The following is a 21,412-nucleotide window of genomic DNA, read 5'->3' on the forward strand; positions in this document are numbered from 1 at the left end:
GTGCCTGCCGACGACCTGAGTCGGCTGTTCAGCGGTACAGCGCGGCCTCCGAGTCGGCTCGTCGTCCGGGGGGCTTCGCCGCGGGACGGTCGTCGTCGTGGCCCGGCCCGAAGTCGGAGCCGGTTCGCCGCACCGAGGCATCCCCACTCGATACGGAGGCCGCGTCGTCGGCCTCGGACCGCGTCGTCGAGACGGTGTGCGCGGGCGATGCCGCGCCCGGCTCGGCGACGAGCCGGGTGGCCGGATCGGTCCTGGCACCCGGTTCGAGCGCTTCGTGCCCGCCCGCCGTGCCGGTCGGATCGTCTCCGGGCGCGGCGAAGCCGTGGGCCGGTGTCCCCGCCGGGCTCGCCGTCTTCTTGCGGCGATACCGGAACCGGCGGGCGATCGGCTCCTCCACGATCCGGGTCAACAGCCAGCCCAACAGCACCGAGCACACGATCATCACGGCCGACTGCACCATCGGCGGCACGCCCGCCTCGGAAAGCTGGTACATCACGCTGTATCCGATGTTGTGATTGACCAGGTAGACGCCGTAGGAGATGCCTGCCAGCCACACCACGGGGCGCAGGAACGGATGATCCCAGTCGGGGCCCCGCGCCGCCGCGCCGATGGCCACCGTCGCGACGGCCATCGCCACCGCGCCCGCGACGTCGGACGAGGTGAAGAACTGGGTGACGGTCGCGCCTGCCACGATGACGAGCACGCCGTTGCCGGAGCGGCGAGTGCCCCACAGCCACAGGGCGGCGCCTGCCGCGAGCAGGTGTACCCGGCCGGCGCCCACGGTCTCGGCGATCTCGATGCCTCGGGTGACGGTCGGGCCCGGACCCGCGCTCCTGATGAGGTCCAGCGCCACGGGCACCATCACCGAGACCGCCAGCACCAGGCGCAGCCGCAGGCCTCGACGCCAGCCACGCGGCCAGAGCAGCGCCGTGACCAGGAACGCGGTGACCTGAAGCGGAATCGTCCAGTAACTGCCGTCGGTGCGGCTGATGCCCTCGATCAGGCCTGGCGGATACACCAGGATCGTGCCGATGAGCGAGGCGAAGCTGCGCTCCAGCGACTCCGGACCCCAGAGGTGGACGACCACGTGGGTGAGGACGGCGGCGACGGCCATCGGCGGGATCACCCGGACCAGCCGGTTCTGCAACAGGGCCCGCGAGCCGCTGGAACTGAGCGTCTGGCAGATGAAGTATCCAGAGATGATCATCAGCACCGAGGCGCCCGCCTGAAGGCTCAGGAAGACGGGTCGTTCCTCCAGCTCGGGCACGAGGAACGGTCCGCCCCAGGTGGCGTGCTGCACCACCACGAGGGCGATCGCGACGGCCCGCAGCACGTCCCAGCTCACCCGTCGGGTGCTCGGCTTGGAGGGCGGGTTCTTCGTGGGGCTGTTCTCGCCGACCGTCATACGCTCGTCGTCTCCTCGTCGTCACCTCGGATGCCGGACAGAAGGTGCGATCTGTCACCCGATGATCGGACCAGGAGCCCTACGGGAACGTGCTTCGTCCGCGTGCGAGCGGCCGTGGAACGGCCGTGGTCAGCACCGTCATGACCGTTCTCGAATCGGAATCCGGACGTGGCTCGGCCGAGTTCTCGAAGCACTTCGGCAGTCCTCCCGCAGACGGGCTGCGGAGGTCGAGACGTGTCCAGGACGTCCGTGACGCGGTTGTCCCCATACTCTACCGGCTGAGGTACGGCATCTTCTCGCCGTGGCAGCCAGGAGCACACGGCATCCCCGCCGTGTCCCGGGTCACCCGGCCGAGTCGGAGTGACCCAGGACACGGCAGGGTGGCGTCGAGCGGTCTACCGTGATCGCGACCACGGGCAGGGCGGCCGACATCCGCGGCGGCCGTCTCGATCAGGTGGGCCGAGCGCGGATCGACACGCTCGGGCCCGTCGCCTCGATAGCGTCCGAGGCCTTCGCGCGCGGACGGTGTCGTCGCGATCACCGACCGAACACGGCCGAGAACGGGGGTGCGCTTTGGGCGTCGTCAGGGAAGACTCCGCCGCAATACGCGAGGTGCGAATCGGGTCGTACGCGGTGTGTCGGCAGGGCGATCGTGTCCTGCTCGCCAGATTCGTCGGGCGCGGCGGCGTCCGTTGGACCCTGCCGGGAGGCGGCCTGGACCACGCGGAGGATCCGCTCGACGCGGTCCGCCGCGAGGTGGAGGAGGAGACCGGTTATCACGTCGAGGTCGACGCGCTACTCGGGGTGAACAGTCAACGGCGGCAGGTGGTCCGGGGCGGGACGTCGATCGATCACCATGCCTTTCAGGTCTTCTACGCCGTGCACATCGTCGGCGGCGAGCTGCGGCACGAGGTCGGCGGCTCCACCGACGAGGCTCGCTGGTTCGATGTCGCCGAGGTGGCCGCGCTCGACTGCTTCGAACTCGTCGGCATCGCCCTCGAACTGGACCGGCGGCGGCCCCCCAGCGGTCGCGTCGCCCCCCAGCCGGTGTCCGTTCGATCCGGCGACGGATGATCCTCGATCCTCTCGCCCGCCGTGACGTGACGCACCGGCGGCGGAACGGAGGGCCGGTCCCTCGACGGTCCGCGAGGGACGACAGCTCGCCATGGCGGTCGGGCGACACCCCGAATCCTCATCGGTCGTCGCGGTGCCGGTCCGACCTGTGCCCGTCCCGTCCGCACCGGTCGTCCCGGCGGAGCCCGAACGGCGGCACCGTCAAGGGCGCCCGCGGCCCGGCGGGGGACCGCGGGCAGCCAGGGAGTCGCCCCCTCGCATCGCAGGGTGTCGCCCGTCGTGCGTCCGCACGTCGATTCCCGAGGGACGGGTCCCCGGGGGCGTCGGTCGGCCCGGTCAGCCGACGTCGGCAGGTGCTGCCTGGAAGCGGCCGGGGACGGCGTCGCCCGCCGCGGGCCGTCGCAGCGGTGTGAAGCCGCGCAGCCGGAGACTGTTGCTGACCACGAACACCGAGCTGACGGCCATCGCCGCCCCCGCGATCATCGGGTTGAGCAGTCCGGCCGCCGCCAGCGGCAGCGCGGCCGTGTTGTAGGCGAACGCCCAGAACAGGTTGCCCTTGATGATGGTCAGGGTGCGTCGGGCCAGCCGGATGGCGTCGGCCGCCGACATCAGGTCGCCGCCGACCAGGGTCAGGTCACTCGCCTCGATGGCCACGTCCGTCCCGGTGCCCATCGCCAGGCCCAGATCGGCCTTGGCCAGCGCGGCCGCGTCGTTGACGCCGTCACCGACCATGGCGACCACGTGTCCTTGGTCCTGGAGTCGGGCGATCACGTCCACCTTCTCGGCGGGCAGCACCTCGGCGTGCACCTGCTCGACGCCCACCTCGTCGGCCACCGCCCGCGCCGAGGCCTCGTTGTCGCCCGTCAGCAGCACCGGGGTGAGGCCGAGGCCTCGCAGCTCCCGGACCGCGGCGGCGCTGGTGGGCTTGACGGTGTCGGCGACCATCAACAGGCCTCGCGCCTCGCCGTCCCAGCCGACGGCGACCGTGGTCCGGCCCTGCCGCTGGGCCGACTCCCGCGCGGCGACCAGTTCGGCAGGCAGCGGCATCGACCGCTCGGCGAGCAGCACAGGCCTGCCGACCACGACCGAGCGGCCTTCGACCCGGCCCGCGACCCCGAGCCCGGCGACGTTGGCGAACCCGGTGACCGGGGGGAGCGTGGCCGTCTTCTCCCTGGCGCCCGAGGTGACGGCCGAGGCGATCGGATGCTCGGAGGCGTCCTCCAACGCGCCCGCCACCCGCAGCACCTCGTCCGCGTCCATGCCGGGGGCGGCGACGACGTCGACCAGTGCCATCCGTCCGGTGGTGACGGTCCCCGTCTTGTCGATCACCACGGTGTCCACCCGGCGGGTCGACTCCAGGATCTGCGGACCCTTGATCAGGATGCCCAGCTGGGCGCCTCGTCCGGTGCCCACGAGCAGCGCGGTCGGCGTGGCCAGGCCGAGGGCGCAGGGGCAGGCGATGATCAGCACCGCGACAGCGGCGGTGAACGCCCCGGCGGCGCCCGCCCCCGCGCCGAGCCAGAAGCCCAGTGTCGCGGCGGCCAGCACGATGACGATCGGGACGAAGACGGCGGAGATCCGGTCGGCCAGTCGCTGCACCTCGGCCTTGCCGGTCTGGGCGTCCTCGACGAGCCGTGCCATCTGCGCCAGCTTCGTGTCCGCGCCGACGCGGGTCGCCCGGATGACCAGCCTGCCCGCGGCGTTGACGGTGGCGCCGGTCACGGCGTCGCCCGCGACGACCTCCACGGGCACCGACTCGCCGGTGATCATGGAGAGGTCGACCGCCGACGAGCCCTCGACGATCACGCCGTCGGTGGCGATCTTCTCGCCGGGCCGGACCACGAAGTGGTCTCCGACCGCGAGCCGCTCGACGGGGATTCGCACCTCGGCGCCGTCGCGCAGCACCGCGACGTCCTTCGCGCCGAGCGCCAGCAGTGCCCGCAGCGCCGCGCCGCTGCGCCGCTTCGCCCTGGCTTCGAAGTAGCGGCCCATCAGGATGAAGGTGGTGACTCCGGCGGCGACCTCCAGATAGATGTCGCCCGCGCCGGAGGTGCGCTCGATGGTCAGCTCGAACGGGTGGATCATGCCCGGCACGCCCGCGGTGCCGAGGAACAGGGCGTACACCGACCAGGCCAGGGCCGCGATCGTGCCCATCGAGACGAGCGTGTCCATGGTGGCGGTGCCGTGGCGCAGGTTCGTCCAGGCGGCGCGATGGAAGGGCAGCGCGCCCCAGGCGACCACCGGCGCGGCCAGCGTCAGTGAGGCCCACTGCCAGTAGGTGAACTGTAGCGCGGGCACCATCGCCAGCACGATCACCGGCAGCGACAGCGTCGCGCTCACCAGCATCCGCTGGCGCAGCACCGCCAGCGCGGCGTCGGCGCGGACGTCCTCGGACGCGGGCTCCCGGCTGTCGGGGTCGTCGGCGGCCTGCGGGGGTGCGGGCGGCGGCGGCACGGCGGCGGTGTACCCGGCCTGCTCGACGGTCGCGATCAGCTCGTCGGGGGACAGCGTGTCGGGGAAGCGCACCCGCGCCTTCTCGGTCGCGTAGTTCACGCTGGCCTGGACGCCGGTCAGCTTGTTGAGTCTGCGTTCGATCCGGGACGCGCAGGAGGCGCAGGTCATGCCGCCGATGATCAGCTCGACCTGTGCGTCCCGTTCCCGGCGCGCGTCCTCGACGTCCGTCGCCTGCTGTTCGCCGTGCGCGACTGCGGCCATCACCATTCCCCTGGAGTCTCTCGGTGCCGTGGATCGGCGGGTTCGGCGGCCGTCAGCGGCCGGGATCGTGGACGTCGTGCGGGACGCCGGGTGCCTCATGGGCGGGTGGCGGGGCCTCGCCCACGGGGCCCGCGAACTGCCCGGCCGCGTAGGCGAGGCCGAACGCGGCGGCCACGGCCAGTAGGAACGCGCCCAGGCGCGTGGCGACGCTCATCTCAGGCGGTCACCTCGTAGCCGGCTTCCCGCACGGCGCCCCGCACGGCTTCGGCGTCGAGCTCCCCGGCACTGGTGATGGTGACCCGGCCGGTGGGCAGGTCGACGGCGACGTCGGTGACCCCGGTCAGCCCGCCGACCTCCTCCTGTACCGAGCTGACGCAGTGTCCGCAGGTCATGCCGGTGACGGTGTAGGTGCTGACGGTCGACTGATCGGTGGTCATCGTGGTCTCCTCGGCCTGCTGTCGTGTGTCGTCTTCTCGTCGTGGGCGGCGGTGCGGTCGAATCCGGTGCGGGAGTCCGCCCGCTCGGGCGCCGACGCCCATGCGGAACCCTACCCCCGAGGGGTATGTATCGCAACCGGGAGAAGTGCGAGGTAGTGCCTCGCCGGCCTGCGATCGTGCAGCATAGGCCCGGGGGGTATCCCGCTCGATCGGGTGATGCCTCCCATGGCCAGGGCCGCAGGTGCCCGCCTGCCCGGTGGCCGTGCCGCCACGGGGCGGACAGGCGATCCCGCCGCCGCCCTCCGGCCCGGTGCCCCGATGCGACGGCCGTCACTGAGAAGCCGCCGTCGCCGAGGAGACAGCCGCGCCGCCCGGGCAGGATGAGCGTATGAGGATGATCAGGAGATCAGCGCGCGGGCAGGCCGGGTCATGATCGTGGACAAGGTGGCCTGGATCCGACTCGAGGACCGGCGGGTGCTCAGTGCCCGCACCAGAGGCAGAGACGTCTTCTACTTCCCCGGCGGCAAACGCGAGGCAGGGGAGTCCGACCTCCAGACGCTCGTCCGCGAGATACGCGAGGAACTCGCCGTCGACGTCGTGCCCGACACCGCCCGTCACCTGGGGACCTTCGAGGCGCAGGCACACGGGAGACCTGCGGGGGACCTGGTCCGGCTGACCTGTTACACCGCCGAGGTCGTCGGCACGCCGACGGCGTCGGCGGAGATCGAGGAGATCGCGATGCTCTCCTATGCCGACCGCGAGCGGGTCTCGGCCGTGGACAAGATCGTCTTCGACCGATTGCACGAGCAGGACCTGCTCGCCTGAGCTCCGTCGCCGCCGGCCGGGCGGTCGGGCGGCCGGGCGGCCGGCCCCGATCATCGGCGCCCGCGGCGCCGAGGCGGCCGCCGGAGGACACGGCCGCCTGCGACGGTCGGCCGGGCGGCGGCGCGTGCCTGCGTGCGGGCATGCCCCCGCCGATCAGGCACGTGTGGTGGTCGATTCCGTCCGCCACCGGCCGCCGGGCGGCTGCCGACGGCTCGTCGTCGCTGCCGCATCGGCATGCCCGGAAAGGGGGGCGGGGCCCGACGTCCTGGTTCGTCGGGCCCCGCCGTCATGGTCAGCGGCACTCAGCCGCAGGCGTCTCCGTTGAGCGTGAACGCCGCAGGGCTGCCGTTGGTGCCGCTGAACGAGCCGTTGAAGCCGAAGGTCACCGACCGGCCGGGGCCGATCGTGGAGTTCCAGTCCACGTCCGAGGCCGAGACCGTCGCACCGCGCTGGACGAGCCGGGTGTTCCACGAGTGCGTCACGAGCTGGTCGCCGTCGAACGTCCAGTCCAGTGCCCAGCCCCGCACGGGCTCGTCACCGAGATTGGTGATGGACACCTCGGCGGTGAACCCGTTGTTCCACTGGCTCTGCACCAGGTAGGACACCGAGCAGGTCCCGGCGGGCGGCTCGGTCGGCGGACCGTCGTCGCCCGCCACGTCGGCCGTGAACGCCGCCACCCAGGCGAGCGGAGCGTTCCAGTTGATGGTCACCTCGTTGGTCGACCACGACTCGATGTCGTCGATGTAGCAGAACGCGGGTGCGCAGCCCGCCAGAGCCTCCGCGGCGACCGGGTCGTCCAGGCTCACGTTCGGCCCGCCCGCGACCGAGCCCGGGGGCGGGTTCGGCAGTGCGGGGTCGAGCTGGTTGGCCCAGAAGCGGTGGTGCTGATTGCGGGCGTCGTGCTCGCCGTAGCCGGTCACATAGGAGATGTTGAGCGGGTTGCCGCCGAGCAGGTAGTCCCAGCCGGTGAGGACCGCGTCGCGGAACTCGGCGTCCCCGGTGAGGTCGTAGGCCACCCCGAGCACCACCATGTTGTTGAGCACCTGGCTGTTCGATCCCCAGACATAGGCGTGGTCGGCGGGTGCGTACGGCAGGCCGTAGACCTCGTCGGCCGCCGTCGCGGCGTAGCGGCTCGCGCCATCGACGACGGCGTCCCGCACGAAGTCGAGCTGGTCGGCGGGCAGGTCACTCGGCACGGTCGCGAGGTTGAGCAGTCCGAGCGGGCCGACCACCGCCCAGCCGAAGCCCCAGTCGGTGAAGGCCTGGGCGCCGTGGTGCTCGGAGCCGGTCACCACGTCGAGATAGGTCTGCTCGCCGGTGGTCAGGAACAGCTCCGCCGCCGCCCAGTAGAACTCGTCGGTCACGTCGTCGTCGCTGTAGGCGCCGCCGCCGATGCCGTCGAGCGGATCGGCGTAGTGGATCGGGTTCGTCTCGGCCGCCGTCCACGCGGTCTCGGCCGCGGTCAGACACCGGTCGGCGAAGTCCTGATCGAAGTCCCCGAACAGTCGTGCGCACTGGGCGCCCGCCGCCGCCAGGTTGAGGGTGGCGGCGGTGGAGACGGGATGCAGCTCCCGGAGCTGCGGATCACGGTGCGGCAGCAGCGGAAGCCCGGTCCAGGCCGCGTCGTGGATCTTGTGGTGGACCAGTCCCGCATGCTCCTCGCCCTCGGGGACCTGCATGCTCAGCAGGAACTCCAGCTGCCAGCGCGCCTCGTCGAGCACGTCGGGCACCCCGTTGGCCTGCTCTGGGATGGACAGCGTCCCGTCGGCGACGGCGTCGGTGTCGCCCGCGACGAGGGCCCGTTCGTAGACGCCCATCACCTGGGCGGCCGAGATGCCGCCGTTCACCACGTACTTCCCGTGGTCACCCGCGTCGTACCAGCCGCCGCTGACGTCCAGCGTGTAATCGCAGACACCGGGCTGGCACGGCACCTCGATGTCGCCGAGGTTCGGTGCGACGCCGACATGACCCGCCGGGCGGGCGTAGTCCGCGCCGACGTACTCGGCCTCGATCTCGATCCCGCTGCGCTGGTGGTAGAAGAACGCCAGCGCGTCGGTGCGCAGCGTGTCGTACAGGCCCGCGTCGATGTCGAAGGGATGGCTGGTCTCGCCGTCGGCGCTCAGCGTCAGGCCTGTCGCCTCCGTCGTGACCTCGGTGAAGTCGATGCCGTGCGTGGCCTGCTCGGAGCTGGGATCGATGCCCTGCGGGACGGTCAGTCCCTCGGCGACCACCGTTCCGGTCGGGTCGGTCAACTCCCAGGGCAGGGCCTCGGCGGCGTCGGTGACGACGGTGGCCTGCTTGGGGCCGGAGGGCAGGTAGCCGACCTGGTTGACCCGCACTCTCGGTCCGGTGTCCGGCTCGTAGGGCGGCGGCGGGTCGCCACCGCGCAGCGACACGTCGTCCAGACAGAACGTCCACGGGTCGACGGCGCCGCCGACCTGGAACGCGACCTGTGCGGTCTCGGTGTCGGCGCCGGAGGTGAAGGCGTAGGAGAACTCGACGGGTTCGGCGCTCAGCGTGGTCCGCTCGTTCAGTTCCTGGGTGTAGGGCTCGATGGAGAGCTGGACGTTGGTGTTGACGATGACGGGTGCCGAGGCGGAGGCGGTGAAGGACAGGTCATAGGACTCGCCCGCCTGGAGTCGGATGCCGTCGTGACCGACGATGGCGTCCCAGGGATTGATCGTGTCGCCCTCGATCTCCGCGCACAGCGCGCCGTCGACGACGGCGGCGGGCGCGGTGGGGGTCCACCACCAGGGGGCCGTCCCCTCGGTGAAGTCTCCGTTGCGGATCTGCTCCGTCTCCTCTTGGGCCGCGGGCTCGGGAGAGCGATCCTCCTGAGCACCCGCCTGCGGTACGAGGGTGCCCAGCATCGGGATCGTCACGGCGGCGACGAGAAGCGGGACAGGACGGCGTCTGGATGGTCGGCGCACTGGCTCGTTCCTTCCTCTGAGAAAGAGGTGCTCCGGCGACGCGATCCGGCCGTCGTCATGGAGGCGATCGACGTCGGCCGGAATTCGGGAGCGCTCCCAATCCCGGACGCTCGCGTTGGGGTTGATGGTTGCGCCCGAGTTGCCCCACTGTCAATATCGGATTGTGACTCCGATCTCACCGAGTGACGTCATGGCTGGTGGTGACGTTTCGATGTCGAATCGAGGCGAGCGTAGAACCCGGCCGAAAGCGGGTCCTGTCGTCGCCCCCGCCGGTCGCGCTCGTCCGTCGGTGTCAATGTGGGAGCGCTCCCGGATGTGTGGTCGGATCGTCCGTCCTGGTGAGACGCCTGGTTGTCGAACGCGGACGAGTGGGACGCGGTCGTCGCGGTCGGCGGGCCGACGGCGCCCGCGGCGGCGTCGGCGAGCTGACCTGGTCGAACGACCGGACCTCGCCGTGTCGACGAGGAAGACGGGCTCGGTTGACAGGGTCGGGTGCGCTCTTCTAGCTTCGGCAAGCGCTTTCCGAGGGCTGGCAGGCCGCCGTCCGCTCCGTCCAGGTGAGGTCGATGATGTCCGAGCAGACGATGCCCGCCGAGGCGCGCACCGAGATCGACCTGTGGTGCGGCGCCGACCCGGTCGTTCGGTACGTGGTGACCGATCCCGCCCTCCGGCCCACCCAGGGGCCTCGGCCGTATCTGCATCCGATCCGCACCGCCGCGGGCGCGGTGGTGACGGACGCGGCACCCGAGGATCACCCCTGGCACCTGGGCGTCTCGGTCGCCCTCCAGGACGTCGCGAAGACCAACTTCTGGGGCGGTCGGACCTTCCTCCGCGACGGCGGTCCGACGTGGCGGGACGACCACGGCCGCATCGAGCGGCATCGGCTGCTTCAGATCGGGTCGGACCCCGGGCGTCCCGACACGCTGTCGGAGGAACTGCACTGGCGGAGCCCGGCGGGCGCGCTCCAGATCGTCGAACACCGACGCATCGCCGTCCGGCCGTCACCGATCCGACCGGGGGCCTGGGTGCTGGACCTCGCCTTCACCCTGACCAACGCCGCCCAGGCCGAACTGGAGCTCGGCAGTCCCGCGACCAACGGGAAGGTCGGCGGCGGCTACGGCGGCTTCTTCTGGCGGCTGCCCGCCTCGACCGTCGCACCCACGGTGTTCACCGCCGAATCGGCGGGGGAGACGGCGGTCCACGAGTCGACGGCCGACTGGCTCGCGGTGCACGGACACGGACCCGACTACACCCTGGTGTTCGCGGCGGGCGACGCCCGCACCGCCGCCGACCCGTGGTTCGTGCGGATCGCCGACTATCCGGGCATCGGCTCCTCGCTCGCCGTCGCCGAGCCGATTCGGCTGGCCGCCGCCCGTGCCCTCGAACGCCGACTGCTGATCGTCGTCGCCGACGGGCATCTCGACGCCGAGGAGGCGGCTCGGGCCGCGGTCGCCGCCGCCTCGTCCCGCCCCGCTTGATCCGCCGTTCGCACGACGACGAGGTCTTGACGGCCGGGCTCCGATCTGCGAGTTTCGAAATCCCGATCATTCTATAAGCAGAACGATGCTGAGCCGATTCTGACTTGAGGGTGACGATCGAAGCGCTTCGACACCGGAATTCGAAGAATGCATTCGAATCATTCGACCGCCTCGTTCGACAGGTGTTCGAGACGTTCGTCGAACGTGTTTCCGGATTCTCGCCCGACGTCGCTCGGCGAAAGAGGAGGTCCGTCAGTGAGCCCGGATCAGCCCGACGACCCGACCGATGGCAGACCGTCTCGCCTGCCGCATCTCGATCCCACGCTGCCCGCCGACCGCCGCGTCGACGCCCTGCTGGGACTGCTGGACCTCGACACCAGGCTGCTCATGCTGCATCAGTTCCAGCCCGCCGTGCCCGAGGCCGGCCTGGCCTCCTTTCACACGGGGATGGAGGCGCTGCACGGCCTGGCCTGGGTCGGGCCCGCGACGGTGTTCCCGCAGGCCGTCGGGCTGGGCGCCACCTGGAATCCCGAGCTGCTGCGGCGCGTCGGCGCCGCGACCGGCGACGAGGCCCGAGGCTTCCACCACCGGGACCCGGTCCAGGGCGGCCTCAACGTGTGGGCGCCGGTGGTGAACCTGCTGCGCGACCCGCGCTGGGGACGCAACGAGGAGGGCTACGCCGAGGACCCGCTGCTCACCGGCGTCCTCTCGACGGCCTACGCGAGCGGGCTGCGCGGCGACCATCCGCGCTATCTCAAGACCGCGCCGACCCTCAAACACTTCCTCGGCTACAACAACGAGACCGATCGAGACACCACCTCCTCCGACCTGCGGCCCCGGGTGCTGCACGAGTACGAGCTGCCCGCGTTCCGCGCCGCCATCGCCGCCGGGGCCGCCGTCGGCGTGATGCCGTCCTACAACCTGGTCAACGGCAGGCCCGCGCATCTGGACGGCGAACTGCTCGGGACGCTGCGCGGCTGGACCGACGATGAGATCGTCGTGTTCAGCGACGCGCACGCGCCGTCGAACATCGCGGGCGTCCAGGGATATCACCCCGACCATCCGACGGGCTTCGCGGCTGCGCTGCTGGCCGGGGTGGACAGCTTCACCGACCACGACACCGACGCGGAGTTCACCGCCGAGGCGCTGCGCACGGCGCTGCGTCGCGGCCTGATCACCGAGGCCGACGTGGACCGCGCGCTGCGTCGTCTGCTGTTGTTGCGACTGCGGCTCGGCGAGTTCGATCCGCCGTCGCGCACGGCGCCGCCCGAGGCCGAGCCCCACGCGGTCGCACGCGACGCGGACACGGACTTCGCCGCGATCAATCCCTACGCCTCGATCACCGATGCCGTCATCGGCTCGCCGGAGCATCGAGAACTGGCGCTGGAGGCGGCCAGACAGGCGATCGTCCTGCTGCGTAACGAGGACGAGATGCTGCCGCTGCGCCGCGCCGACATCCAGAGGATCGCGGTGATCGGGACGCACGCCGACGTCCTCTACGAGGACTGGTACAGCGGAACACTGCCCTATCAGGTCACGCCCGCGGGCGGGCTGGCCGCCGCCACCGACGCCGACGTGGTCGTCGCCGAGGGCGTCGACCGGATCAGTCTGATCGCCGCCGACGGCCGGGTGGTCGGCGCGGGCACCTCCGCCGAGGGCGGCGCGCTCCGACTGGTCGACGCGGCGGAGGCGGCCGACGACGGCGGCGAGCACTGTCGATTCGACCTGTTCGACTGGGGCGAGGGTGTGCGGACGCTGCGTTCGGCGGCCAACACGCGGTACGTCTCGGCCCGACCGGACGGCAGCCTCGTCAACGACCGCCTGATGCCCGGCGAGTGGGTCGTGCACGAGACCTTCGAGTTCCGGGCCGCCGACTCCGGGCAGGTCCGGCTGTTCAACCGGGCGCTCGGCCGCTGGGTCCGGGTCGACGCCGACGGGGTGCTGCGGGCCGACGTCGCCGACGACGACCGGGGCACCGCGACGGCCGAGGCCGCCGGGGTGTCGGCGCGGTCCGGCGATCCCGCGAGCTTCGCCGCGACGCCGTTCACGGTCCGTGTCGATCGGCACGGCGTCGAGACGGCCGTGGAGACGGCGTCGGGCGCCGACGTCGCCGTGCTCGTCGTCGGCAACGATCCGCACATCAACGGCCGGGAGACCGAGGACCGGACCCGCCTGGAACTGCCGCCGTCGCAGGAGGAGCTGGTGCGGCGCGTCGGCGCCGCCAACCCCCGCACGGTGCTGGTCCTCGTCAGCGGCTATCCGCTGGCCGTCCCCTGGGCCGAGCGAAATCTGCCCGCGGTGCTCTGGACCGCGCACGGCGGTCAGGAGGCGGGCACGGCGCTGGCGGAGGTGCTCTTCGGGGACCACTCGCCCGCGGGCAGGCTGCCGCAGACCTGGTATCGGGCCACGGCCGATCTCCCCGACCTGTTCGACTACGACATCATCAGTGCCCAGAGCACGTATCTCTACTACCGAGGCAGGCCGTTGTACCCCTTCGGCCACGGGCTGAGCTACACCGACTTCCACTACGGGCAGCTGCGGTTGGACACGAGCCGAGTGGAGCCCGACGACACGGTCGTCGCCAGTGTCACGGTGACCAATGTGGGGCGTCGGGCGGCCGACGAGGTGGTCCAGCTCTACTCCCGGCAGGAGGAGTCGCGCGCCGCGCAGCCGGTGCTGGCGCTGCGCGCCTTCCGCCGACTGCACCTGGCCAAGGGACAGAGCGAGACGGTGACGTTCGCCGTGCCCGTCCGGGACCTCGCGCTGTACGACGTCACCAGCTCCCGCATGGTGGTGGAGACCGCTCGGCATCGACTCTCGGCGGGCGCCTCCTCCGCCGATCTACGGGTGCATGCCGAACTGGACGTGCTCGGCGAGATCATTCCGCCGGTGTCGCTGGCGGGCCGCCGCGTACGGGCCGTCGACTTCGACGCCGCGCACGGCGTCCGGCTGGTCGACGAGTCCCGAACCGAGGGCACGGCGGTGCGGGCGGCCGAACCGGGAGCCTGGGCTGCCTTCCACCGGGTGGTGCTGCCCGCGGGTCCGCTGCGCTGCACGGTGACGGCAGCCAGGGACGACACGACGACGGCGACGATCCTGCTGCGAATCGGCGACCCGGTGCACGGCGCCGTGCTGACCGAGTGGGCCGTGACCGGCGAGGGCGATCGGCGGGTTCTCCGTGCCGCCGTGGCGGCGGGCAGGCGCTCCTCCTCGGCGGGCCCTCGACCGGTCACCGCAGGCCCGGGAGCGGTGGAAGCGGCAGGCCCCGGCGCCGAGCGAGACGTCGTCGCGCACGCCGACACCGTGCCGCCGGAGCCCGTCGACCTGTATCTGGTCCTCGTCGAGAAGGGCACGACGGTGACCGAGCTGTGCATCGAACCCCTGGAGCGCGTCATCGATTAGCGGCACGCGGCGACCACATCGACCGGGCGGGGGGACCGCCCGGTCGGTGCGCTGCGTCATGCCTGGTCAATGGCTGTTTAACGGCGGATTGTGTGCGGCTGAACGGCGTATTGCCCGCCGTCGAATCGCGGGCGTAACGTCCAGTCAATCGAACCGTTTCGCGTGACGTAACTCACGACCGAAGTCAGGGGTGCCACGTGGTCACCATCGCCGATGTCGCCCGCCACGCCGGAGTGGCGCCCAGCACGGTGTCCTATGTCCTCACCGGACGGCGGGCCATCTCGGCGGGCACCCGGTCGCGGGTCCAGGACAGCATCCGAGTCCTCGGCTATCACCCGCACGCCGGGGCCAGGGCGCTGGCGAGCAACCGCACCAACGTGATCGCGCTCGTCCTGCCGCTGCGCACCGGGGTGAACGTCCCGGTCGTCATGCAGTTCGTGCTGTCGGTGGTGACCTCCGCCCGCGAACACGACCAGGACGTCTTGCTCGTCACCGCAGATCAGGGGGCCAAGGGCATCAGCCGCGTCGCGGGCAGCGCCATGGCCGACGCGCTGATCGTGATGGACGTCGAGATGCACGACGAACGGGTGCCGCTGCTGCGGGAGCTGAACCAGCCCTCGGTGCTCATCGGCTTCCCGTCGGACTCGACCGGACTGACCTGTGTGGACCTCGACTTCGTCGCGGCGGGCGCCCTCTGCGTCGACCACCTCGCCGACCTCGGACACACCGAGGTCGCGCTGTTGGGCGCCCCGAAGGTCGTCTACGAGAGAGACACCGGCTACGCGCACCGCACCATGGCCGGCTTCACCAGCGCCGCCCTGCGCCGGGGCGTGGTCAGCACCACGCGGTCCTGCGAACTGGATCGCGACGCCGTCGCAGCCACCGTCGGCGAGCTGTTCGCCGAACAGCCGGGGCTGACCGGCCTCGTCGTGCACAACGAGTCGGCGCTGGGTCCGCTGCTGGACGTGCTGCGCAGGCTCGGCCGCCGAGTGCCGGAGGACGTGTCGGTGGTGGCGATCTGCCCCGACGAGGCCGCCGAACTGCCCTTCCCGCCGCTGACCTCGGTGCAGATCCCGTCGGCCGACGTGGGCAGGCATGCCGTGGAACTGCTGATGACCAAGTCCGCGGGCGACCGGGCGCCTGCCGTCACGCTCCTGCCGCCCCGACTCACCGGGCGACACAGCACCGGCCGACCGCGCGTCGGCTGACACCCGGGGCCTGGGCGCCCGCGCCCCGAGCATCCGGAGCCCCGACCCCGAGCACCCGAACCCTCGAACCCCGAGCACCCGTGTGACGGTGCGACCGCGCCGCCTGCGTCGAACCCGCATGCGCCGTCGGTCGAATCGCTTCGACAACCGGACGCGACACGATGGAGGAGAGCCGCGTGAGCGAGTTTCGCGAGATCCCGGACGGCCTGGAGTGGCGTGGTGACCACCAGGTGGTGCGGATCGAGCCGTGGGGTGCGGACAGCGTCCGCGTGCGGGTCGGACACACCGTGCTGAACCCCGATCTGCCCGGCGCACTCGGCGAACGACCTCCCGCCGACGCGGAGTACAAGATCGACGCCGAGAGCGCGAGCATGATCAACGGCGCCATCCGCGTCGACGTCGACGGCAGAGGCAGGCTGCGATTCCTGCGCACCGACACCGAAGAGGAGTTGCTCGCCGAGGAGCCGATCCACTTCTGGTGGCCCGGTCCGCGCCTCTTCTCCGGCGTCGGCAACGGCTACCACCACATCCAGCAGAACTTCCGCGCCTACCCGGACGAACGACTCTTCGGCCTCGGCCAGCACCAGCACGGCCTGCTGGACCAGAAGGGCGCCGTCGTCGAGCTGATCCAGCGCAACTCCGAGGTCACCATCCCGTTCCTGCTGTCGAACCGGGGTTACGGGCTGCTGTGGAACAACCCGGCCGTCGGCCGCGTCGAACTCGGCGTCACCGGGACCCGCTGGGTGGCCGACTCCGCCCGACAGATCGACTACTGGATCACCACCGGCCCCGGCCCCGCCGACGTGCTGCGCAACTACGCCGCGGCCACCGGCCGGACTCCCATGCTGCCGGACTGGGCGGCGGGCTTCTGGCAGAGCAAACTGCGGTATCGCAGCCAGGAGGAGCTGCTGGGCGTCGCGCGGGAGTACCACGCGCGCGGCCTCCCGCTGTCGGTGATCGTCTGCGACTTCTTCCACTGGACTCACCTGGGCGAATGGCGTTTCGACCCGGTGGAGTGGCCCGACCCGGCCGCCGCCGTCCGCGAGCTGTCCGAACTCGGCGTCAGGCTCATGGTCTCCATCTGGCCGTCGGTGAGCCCGTTGGCGGAGAACTACCCGGAGATGCTCGACAAGGGACTGCTCATCGCCACCGATCAGGGGCCGCCGGTGCACGCGGACTGGCCGGACAAGGGTGTGGAGTCGCCCGTCGGGATCGGGGTGTCCTTCTACGACGCCACCAACCCCGAGGCCAGGGAGTACGTGTGGAATCGGGTCCGGGAGAACTACTACCGGCACGGGGTCCGCGTCTGGTGGCTGGACGCCTGCGAACCGGAGATCAAGCCGGGCACGCCCGGCAACCTGCGCCTGCACGCCGGGCCGGGGCTGGAGGTCCTCAACAGCTATCCGACCGAGAACGCGAGAGCCTTCTACGAGGGCATGCGCGCGGAGGGGGAGACCGAGATCGTCTCCCTGTGCCGATCGGCCTGGGCGGGCAGCCAGCGGTACGGCGCCGCGCTCTGGTCGGGTGACATCGCGGCGACGTTCGAATCGCTCGGTGAGCAGATCCGCGCCGGGTTGAACGTCGCCGTGAGCGGCATCCCGTGGTGGACCACCGACATCGGCGGCTTCCACGGCGGCGACCCCGAGTCGGACTACTTCCGCGAGCTGGTGGTCCGCTGGTTCCAGTACGGCGTCTTCTGTCCCCTGTTCCGCCTGCACGGCGACCGCGCGCCGAGGATGGGGCTGGGCCCGGCGATGAGCGGCGGGCCGAACGAGGTGTGGAGCTTCGGCGACGAGGCCTACGAGCACATCACGGCGTCGTTGGCGCTGCGCGAGCGGTTACGGCCCTACGTGCTCGACCAGATGCGCGTCGCCCACGAGACCGGCCTGCCCCCGATGCGGCCGGTGTTCGTGGACTTCCCCGACGACCCGGACGCCTGGTCGGTCGACGACCAGTTCCTGTTCGGCCCCGACATCCTGGTGGCCCCGGTCTACGCGCTCGGCGCCCGTACCAGGCAGGTGCGTCTCCCAGCGGGCGAGGCCTGGACCGACGCCTGGACGGGCGAGGTGCACGAGGGCGGGCAGACCCTGACCGCCGACGCCCCGCTGCATCGCATCCCGGTGTACCTGCGTGCGGGTGCGCAGGTGCCGATCCGGGAGTGATCTCGGCGTTCTCCGCCGCCCGCGGGCCTCGTGCGGCGGCGTCCCGCACCGTCGCCACACGAGAGAGAGAATCCGTGAACAGGTTCAGCGAGTCCAGGATCAGCCGAAGAACCCTGCTCTCCGCCCTCGGCGCGGGCGCCGCCGTCACCGCGGCGGGGCCCCTGCTGAGCGCCTGCTCATCCGGGGGCGGCGGCTCGACACCCGGCGGGTCGGTCACCGACGAGGACAGTCTCGGTGCCCTCCTGCCCTCGTACTCGCCCATCGAGTACGCCGCGCCGGACCTGCCCGGCGTGCTGGGCTCCGTTCCCGGCTACACCAGCTACCCCGCCGAGCTGATCCGGGCGGTGGCCGAGCCGCCCGGCACGGGCGGCGAGGTGACGGCGATGACCCCGGCCTACTGGCCGTTGGCGCCATCGGACAACGCCTACTACCGGGCGGTCAACGAGCGGCTCGGTGCCGATGTGAGCTTCAGCGTCGTCAACGGCAGCGACTACGCGGCTCGACTCAACGCCCAGCTGGCAGGCGGCCAGCTGCCCGAACTGACCGTCATCCCGGACTGGGACGTGCCCGCCCGCTTCGGCGAGGCCGTCGGCAGCTCCTTCACCGACCTCACCGAATACCTCCAGGGTGATGCGGCACACGCCTACCCCCACCTGGCCAACCTGCCGACCCGGGCGTGGGCGTACTGCGTCTGGAACGAGGGCCTGCGTGCGGTTCCGACGCCCGCAGGACTGTTCCCGCTGGCGCTGTATCACCGCCGAGACCTCTTCGAGCAGGCCGGGCTGGCGCCGCCGCGGAGCGCCGACGACCTCTACCGGTTGTGCACCGAGATCACCGATCCCGACGCGGGGCGCTGGGCCTGCGGAAACATCTTCTTAGAGGTCAAGCGCATGTTCAACGTTCCGGCCGAGTGGAGTCGGGACTCGGCGGGCAATCTCGTCAACGAGGCGGAGACCGAGTCCTTCGCCGAGGCGGTCGCCTTCATGGCCCGGCTCTTCGAGGAGGGCCACGTGCATCCCACCGTCGCAGGCAGCACCACCGGACAGGAGAAGGAGCTGTTCGAGAGCGGCGCGATGTGGATGCTCAGCGACGGCATGGGCGCCTGGCAGGAGGCGCTGGCGCGGCAGCTGCCGTCCAATCCGACGTTCGACATGCGGCCGTTCCCGGCGTTCTCCCATGACGGCGGCGAACCCGTCTACTACACCCAGGAGGCGGCCAACCTGATGACCTTCCTCCGCTCCGACCTGCCGAGGGAACGGGTGGAGGAGCTGCTGCGCATCCTGGACTTCTGCGCCGCGCCGATCGGCTCGGAGGAGAACCACCTGATCAACTACGGCGTCGACGGCGAGCACAGCGAGCGTGACGCCGCCGGGGCGCCCTCGCTCACCGATCTGGGATCGCGGGAGATCACCGTCACCTACGGCTTCCTCGCGAAGCCCCCCTACATCGTCGATCAGTCGCAGTACCCCGGTTATGTGGAGGCGATGCACGCCTGGGAGGCCGAGGTGGCTCCGTTCCAGGTGGACAAGCTCACCGACGGGCTGCGCATCGAGGAGCCGCCGAGGCTGACGGGCCTGGCCCAGCAGCTCGACGACCGGATTCAGGATCTGCTGCGCGGCCGGACCTCGGTGAGCGAACTGCCCTCGGTCCTCGACGGCTGGCGTCGGGACGGCGGTGACGAGCTGCGGGAGTTCTACGCCGCGGCACTGGACGAGGCCGGACGCTGAGAACGGCGCCTCGATGACTCTCCACGCCGCGGAACCCGCCGCGGGGGCAGGCACGCCGGCAGGCCCCCGCAGGCGCGTCTCACCCTTGTCGAAGCGCGCTCTCCGCCGGGCCGACCGACGTCGCAGGCTCCGTCGAGACTGGCCGCTGCTGCTGATGGTGGCGCCGACGATCCTGGTGCTGGGAGCGTTCCACTACCTGCCGCTGCTGGGCAACGTGATCGCCTTCCAGGACTACTCGCCGTTCGTCGGCATCCTGGAGAGCCCGTTCGTGGGCTTCGCCAACTTCGAGCGGCTGTTCGGCGACCCGGACTTCTGGCGTGCGACGGGGAACACCCTGGGGATCACCGCGTTCCAGCTCGTCTTCTTCTTCCCCGTGCCGATCATGCTGGCGCTGGTGATCAACAGTCTGCTGAGCGCCCGCCTGAAGCTGTTCATCCAGAGCGTGGTGTACCTGCCGCACTTCTTCTCCTGGGTGCTGGTCATCACGCTGTTCCAGCAGATGCTCGGCGGCGCCGGGGTGGTGAACAACTTCCTGCGGACCCACGATCTCGGCGTCGTCGACCTGATGACCAACCCGGACACCTTCATCCTGCTGGTCACCGCCGAGGGGATCTGGAAGGACGCGGGCTGGGGAATGATCATCTTCCTGGCCGCGCTGAGCACGGTGAACGCCGATCTGTACGAGGCGGCGGCCGTGGACGGCGCGAACCGATGGCGCAGGCTGTGGCACGTCACGCTGCCCGCACTCGTGCCGGTGATCGTGCTGCTGCTGATCATGCGCCTCGGCGACGCGCTGTCGGTCGGCTTCGAGCAGTTCCTGCTGCAACGCGGCGCCGTCGGCGTCGACGCCTCGGAGGTGCTCGACACCTACGTCTATTACGAGGGCGTGGTCAACGGCGACTTCGCCTATGCGGGCGCGGCGGGCCTGTTCAAGGGCGTCGTCGGCCTGCTGCTGGTCCTCGGGGCGAACAAGGCCGCGCATCTGCTCGGTCAGCAGGGGGTGTATTCGCGCTCATGACCACGATGGCCGAGAGACCCGAGACGGCCGCGCCGCGTCGTCGTCGACATCCGCTGCGGCCTGCCTGGGAGGAGGAGCCCACGCCGCTGGGGCGGACGGCGAAGGCCGTGGTGCTCACCCTGGTGGTGCTCGCCGTGGCGTTCCCGCTGTACGTGGTCGTGCTGACCAGCCTCTCGCCGCAGGAGGCGATCACCCGGGCGGGCGGGCTGGTGACGGTGCCCGACGGATTCACCTTCGCGGCCTACGAGGAGATCCTCTCCGGGGGAGTGGTGACGCGGTCGGTGCTGGTGAGCACCGGGTTGACGCTCTTCGGCACGCTGTTCAGCACCACGTTGACGGTGCTCGCGGCCTACGGGCTGTCGCGGCGCGGTTCGTTCGCCCACCGGCCGCTGCTCTTCGCGGTGCTGCTGACGTTCCTGTTCGGACCGGGACTCATCCCGACCTATCTGACGGTGCAGGCCTTCGGACTGCTGGACACCTATGCGTCGCTGGTCTTGCCGACGGCGGTGGCGGCGTTCAACCTCGTGGTGATGCGCTCGTTCTTCATGAGCATTCCGCAGGAGCTGACCGACAGCGCCCGCATCGACGGGGCGGGCGAGTTCCGCATCCTCACGTCCCTGGTCCTGCCGTTGTCCAAGGCGGTCACGGCGGTGATCGCCCTGTTCTACGGCGTCGGCTACTGGAACGCCTTCTTCAACGCCTTCCTGTATCTGAGCACGAACGACAAGTGGCCGTTGCAACTGGTGTTGCGTACCTATGTCCTGGAGGGGATTCCCATTCCCGGCGCGGGTCCGATCGACTCGGTGGCGGGCGGCCCGCTGCCGACATTGGCCGTGAAGATGGCCGTCGTCGTGCTGGCCGTGCTGCCGGTGTTGTTCGTCTATCCCTTCGTGCAGCGGCATTTCACCAAGGGGGTCATCATCGGCGCGGTCAAGGGATGAGGTCGCGCGTGGCAGGCGCGGCGAGCCCTGCGTCGAGCGACCGTGCATACCGAGTCCGGCCGCGGGGCCTTCCTGCCGCGGGCCGCGACC

Annotated in this window: 14 protein-coding genes; 9 read left to right on the top strand and 5 right to left on the bottom strand. The window is 71.0% G+C overall.

Features of this window, described 5'->3' with window-relative positions; translation table 11 throughout:
- Positions 1–28 precede the first annotated feature (28 nt).
- Positions 29–1,405, bottom strand: a complete 1,377-nt coding sequence (locus AHOG_RS07035) for an acyltransferase family protein (protein ID WP_093940623.1) — start codon at positions 1,403–1,405, stop codon at positions 29–31.
- A 612-nt stretch (positions 1,406–2,017) separates the two neighbouring features.
- Between AHOG_RS07035 and AHOG_RS07040 the strand changes: the two genes are divergently transcribed.
- Entirely contained in the window at positions 2,018–2,479 is a 462-nt protein-coding gene (locus AHOG_RS07040) for an NUDIX hydrolase (protein WP_245856605.1), read from the top strand.
- Between the two features lie 336 nt (positions 2,480–2,815).
- On the opposite strand, the gene AHOG_RS07045 is transcribed toward AHOG_RS07040, so the two are convergent.
- From AHOG_RS07045 to AHOG_RS07050, 3 genes are all read right to left on the bottom strand, one after another.
- Positions 2,816–5,101 (bottom strand): heavy metal translocating P-type ATPase, encoded by a 2,286-nt coding sequence (locus AHOG_RS07045; protein WP_245856912.1) that lies wholly within the window; start codon positions 5,099–5,101, stop codon positions 2,816–2,818.
- Between the two features lie 145 nt (positions 5,102–5,246).
- Positions 5,247–5,408: a hypothetical protein gene (locus AHOG_RS29020; RefSeq protein ID WP_169725823.1), complete on the bottom strand. Its 162-nt coding sequence runs from the start codon at positions 5,406–5,408 to the stop codon at positions 5,247–5,249.
- Between the two features lies 1 nt (position 5,409).
- Positions 5,410–5,631 (bottom strand): heavy-metal-associated domain-containing protein, encoded by a 222-nt coding sequence (locus tag AHOG_RS07050; RefSeq protein WP_093940624.1) that lies wholly within the window; start codon positions 5,629–5,631, stop codon positions 5,410–5,412.
- A gap of 432 nt (positions 5,632–6,063) precedes the next feature.
- Between AHOG_RS07050 and AHOG_RS07055 the strand changes: the two genes are divergently transcribed.
- On the top strand, positions 6,064–6,456 hold the full coding sequence (locus AHOG_RS07055; protein ID WP_211290620.1) for an NUDIX hydrolase: 393 nt from the start codon (positions 6,064–6,066) through the stop codon (positions 6,454–6,456).
- Between the two features lie 302 nt (positions 6,457–6,758).
- Here the strand turns inward: AHOG_RS07055 and AHOG_RS07060 are convergent, their stop codons facing one another.
- Positions 6,759–9,338 carry a glycoside hydrolase family 9 protein gene (locus AHOG_RS07060; protein ID WP_245856606.1) on the bottom strand — a complete coding sequence of 860 codons (2,580 nt, stop codon included), beginning with the start codon at positions 9,336–9,338 and terminating at the stop codon, positions 6,759–6,761.
- A 614-nt stretch (positions 9,339–9,952) separates the two neighbouring features.
- Here AHOG_RS07060 and AHOG_RS07065 point away from each other — a divergent pair.
- The 7 genes from AHOG_RS07065 to AHOG_RS07095 all read left to right on the top strand — a co-directional run bounded on the left by AHOG_RS07065 (position 9,953) and on the right by AHOG_RS07095 (position 21,322).
- Entirely contained in the window at positions 9,953–10,864 is a 912-nt protein-coding gene (locus tag AHOG_RS07065) for a DUF6807 domain-containing protein (protein ID WP_211290546.1), read from the top strand.
- A 255-nt stretch (positions 10,865–11,119) separates the two neighbouring features.
- The gene (locus tag AHOG_RS07070; RefSeq protein WP_245856607.1) at positions 11,120–14,266 is read left to right on the top strand and encodes a glycoside hydrolase family 3 C-terminal domain-containing protein; all 3,147 of its coding nucleotides are present in this window, start codon (positions 11,120–11,122) and stop codon (positions 14,264–14,266) included.
- Positions 14,267–14,463: 197 nt separating this feature from the next.
- Positions 14,464–15,474: a LacI family DNA-binding transcriptional regulator gene (locus tag AHOG_RS07075; protein WP_093940628.1), complete on the top strand. Its 1,011-nt coding sequence runs from the start codon at positions 14,464–14,466 to the stop codon at positions 15,472–15,474.
- A 176-nt stretch (positions 15,475–15,650) separates the two neighbouring features.
- Entirely contained in the window at positions 15,651–17,636 is a 1,986-nt protein-coding gene (locus AHOG_RS07080; protein WP_245856608.1) for a glycoside hydrolase family 31 protein, read from the top strand.
- 74 nt (positions 17,637–17,710) lie between these two features.
- A complete protein-coding gene (locus tag AHOG_RS07085) occupies positions 17,711–19,363 on the top strand; it encodes an extracellular solute-binding protein (RefSeq protein WP_093944241.1) in 1,653 nt (550 codons plus the stop codon).
- Positions 19,364–19,448: 85 nt separating this feature from the next.
- The gene (locus tag AHOG_RS07090) at positions 19,449–20,381 is read left to right on the top strand and encodes an ABC transporter permease (protein WP_245856609.1); all 933 of its coding nucleotides are present in this window, start codon (positions 19,449–19,451) and stop codon (positions 20,379–20,381) included.
- 5 nt (positions 20,382–20,386) lie between these two features.
- Positions 20,387–21,322: a carbohydrate ABC transporter permease gene (locus AHOG_RS07095; RefSeq protein WP_211290547.1), complete on the top strand. Its 936-nt coding sequence runs from the start codon at positions 20,387–20,389 to the stop codon at positions 21,320–21,322.
- Positions 21,323–21,412: the final 90 nt, after the last annotated feature.

Source organism: Actinoalloteichus hoggarensis (assembly GCF_002234535.1).
Classification (GTDB): Bacteria; Actinomycetota; Actinomycetes; order Mycobacteriales; family Pseudonocardiaceae; genus Actinoalloteichus_A; species Actinoalloteichus_A hoggarensis.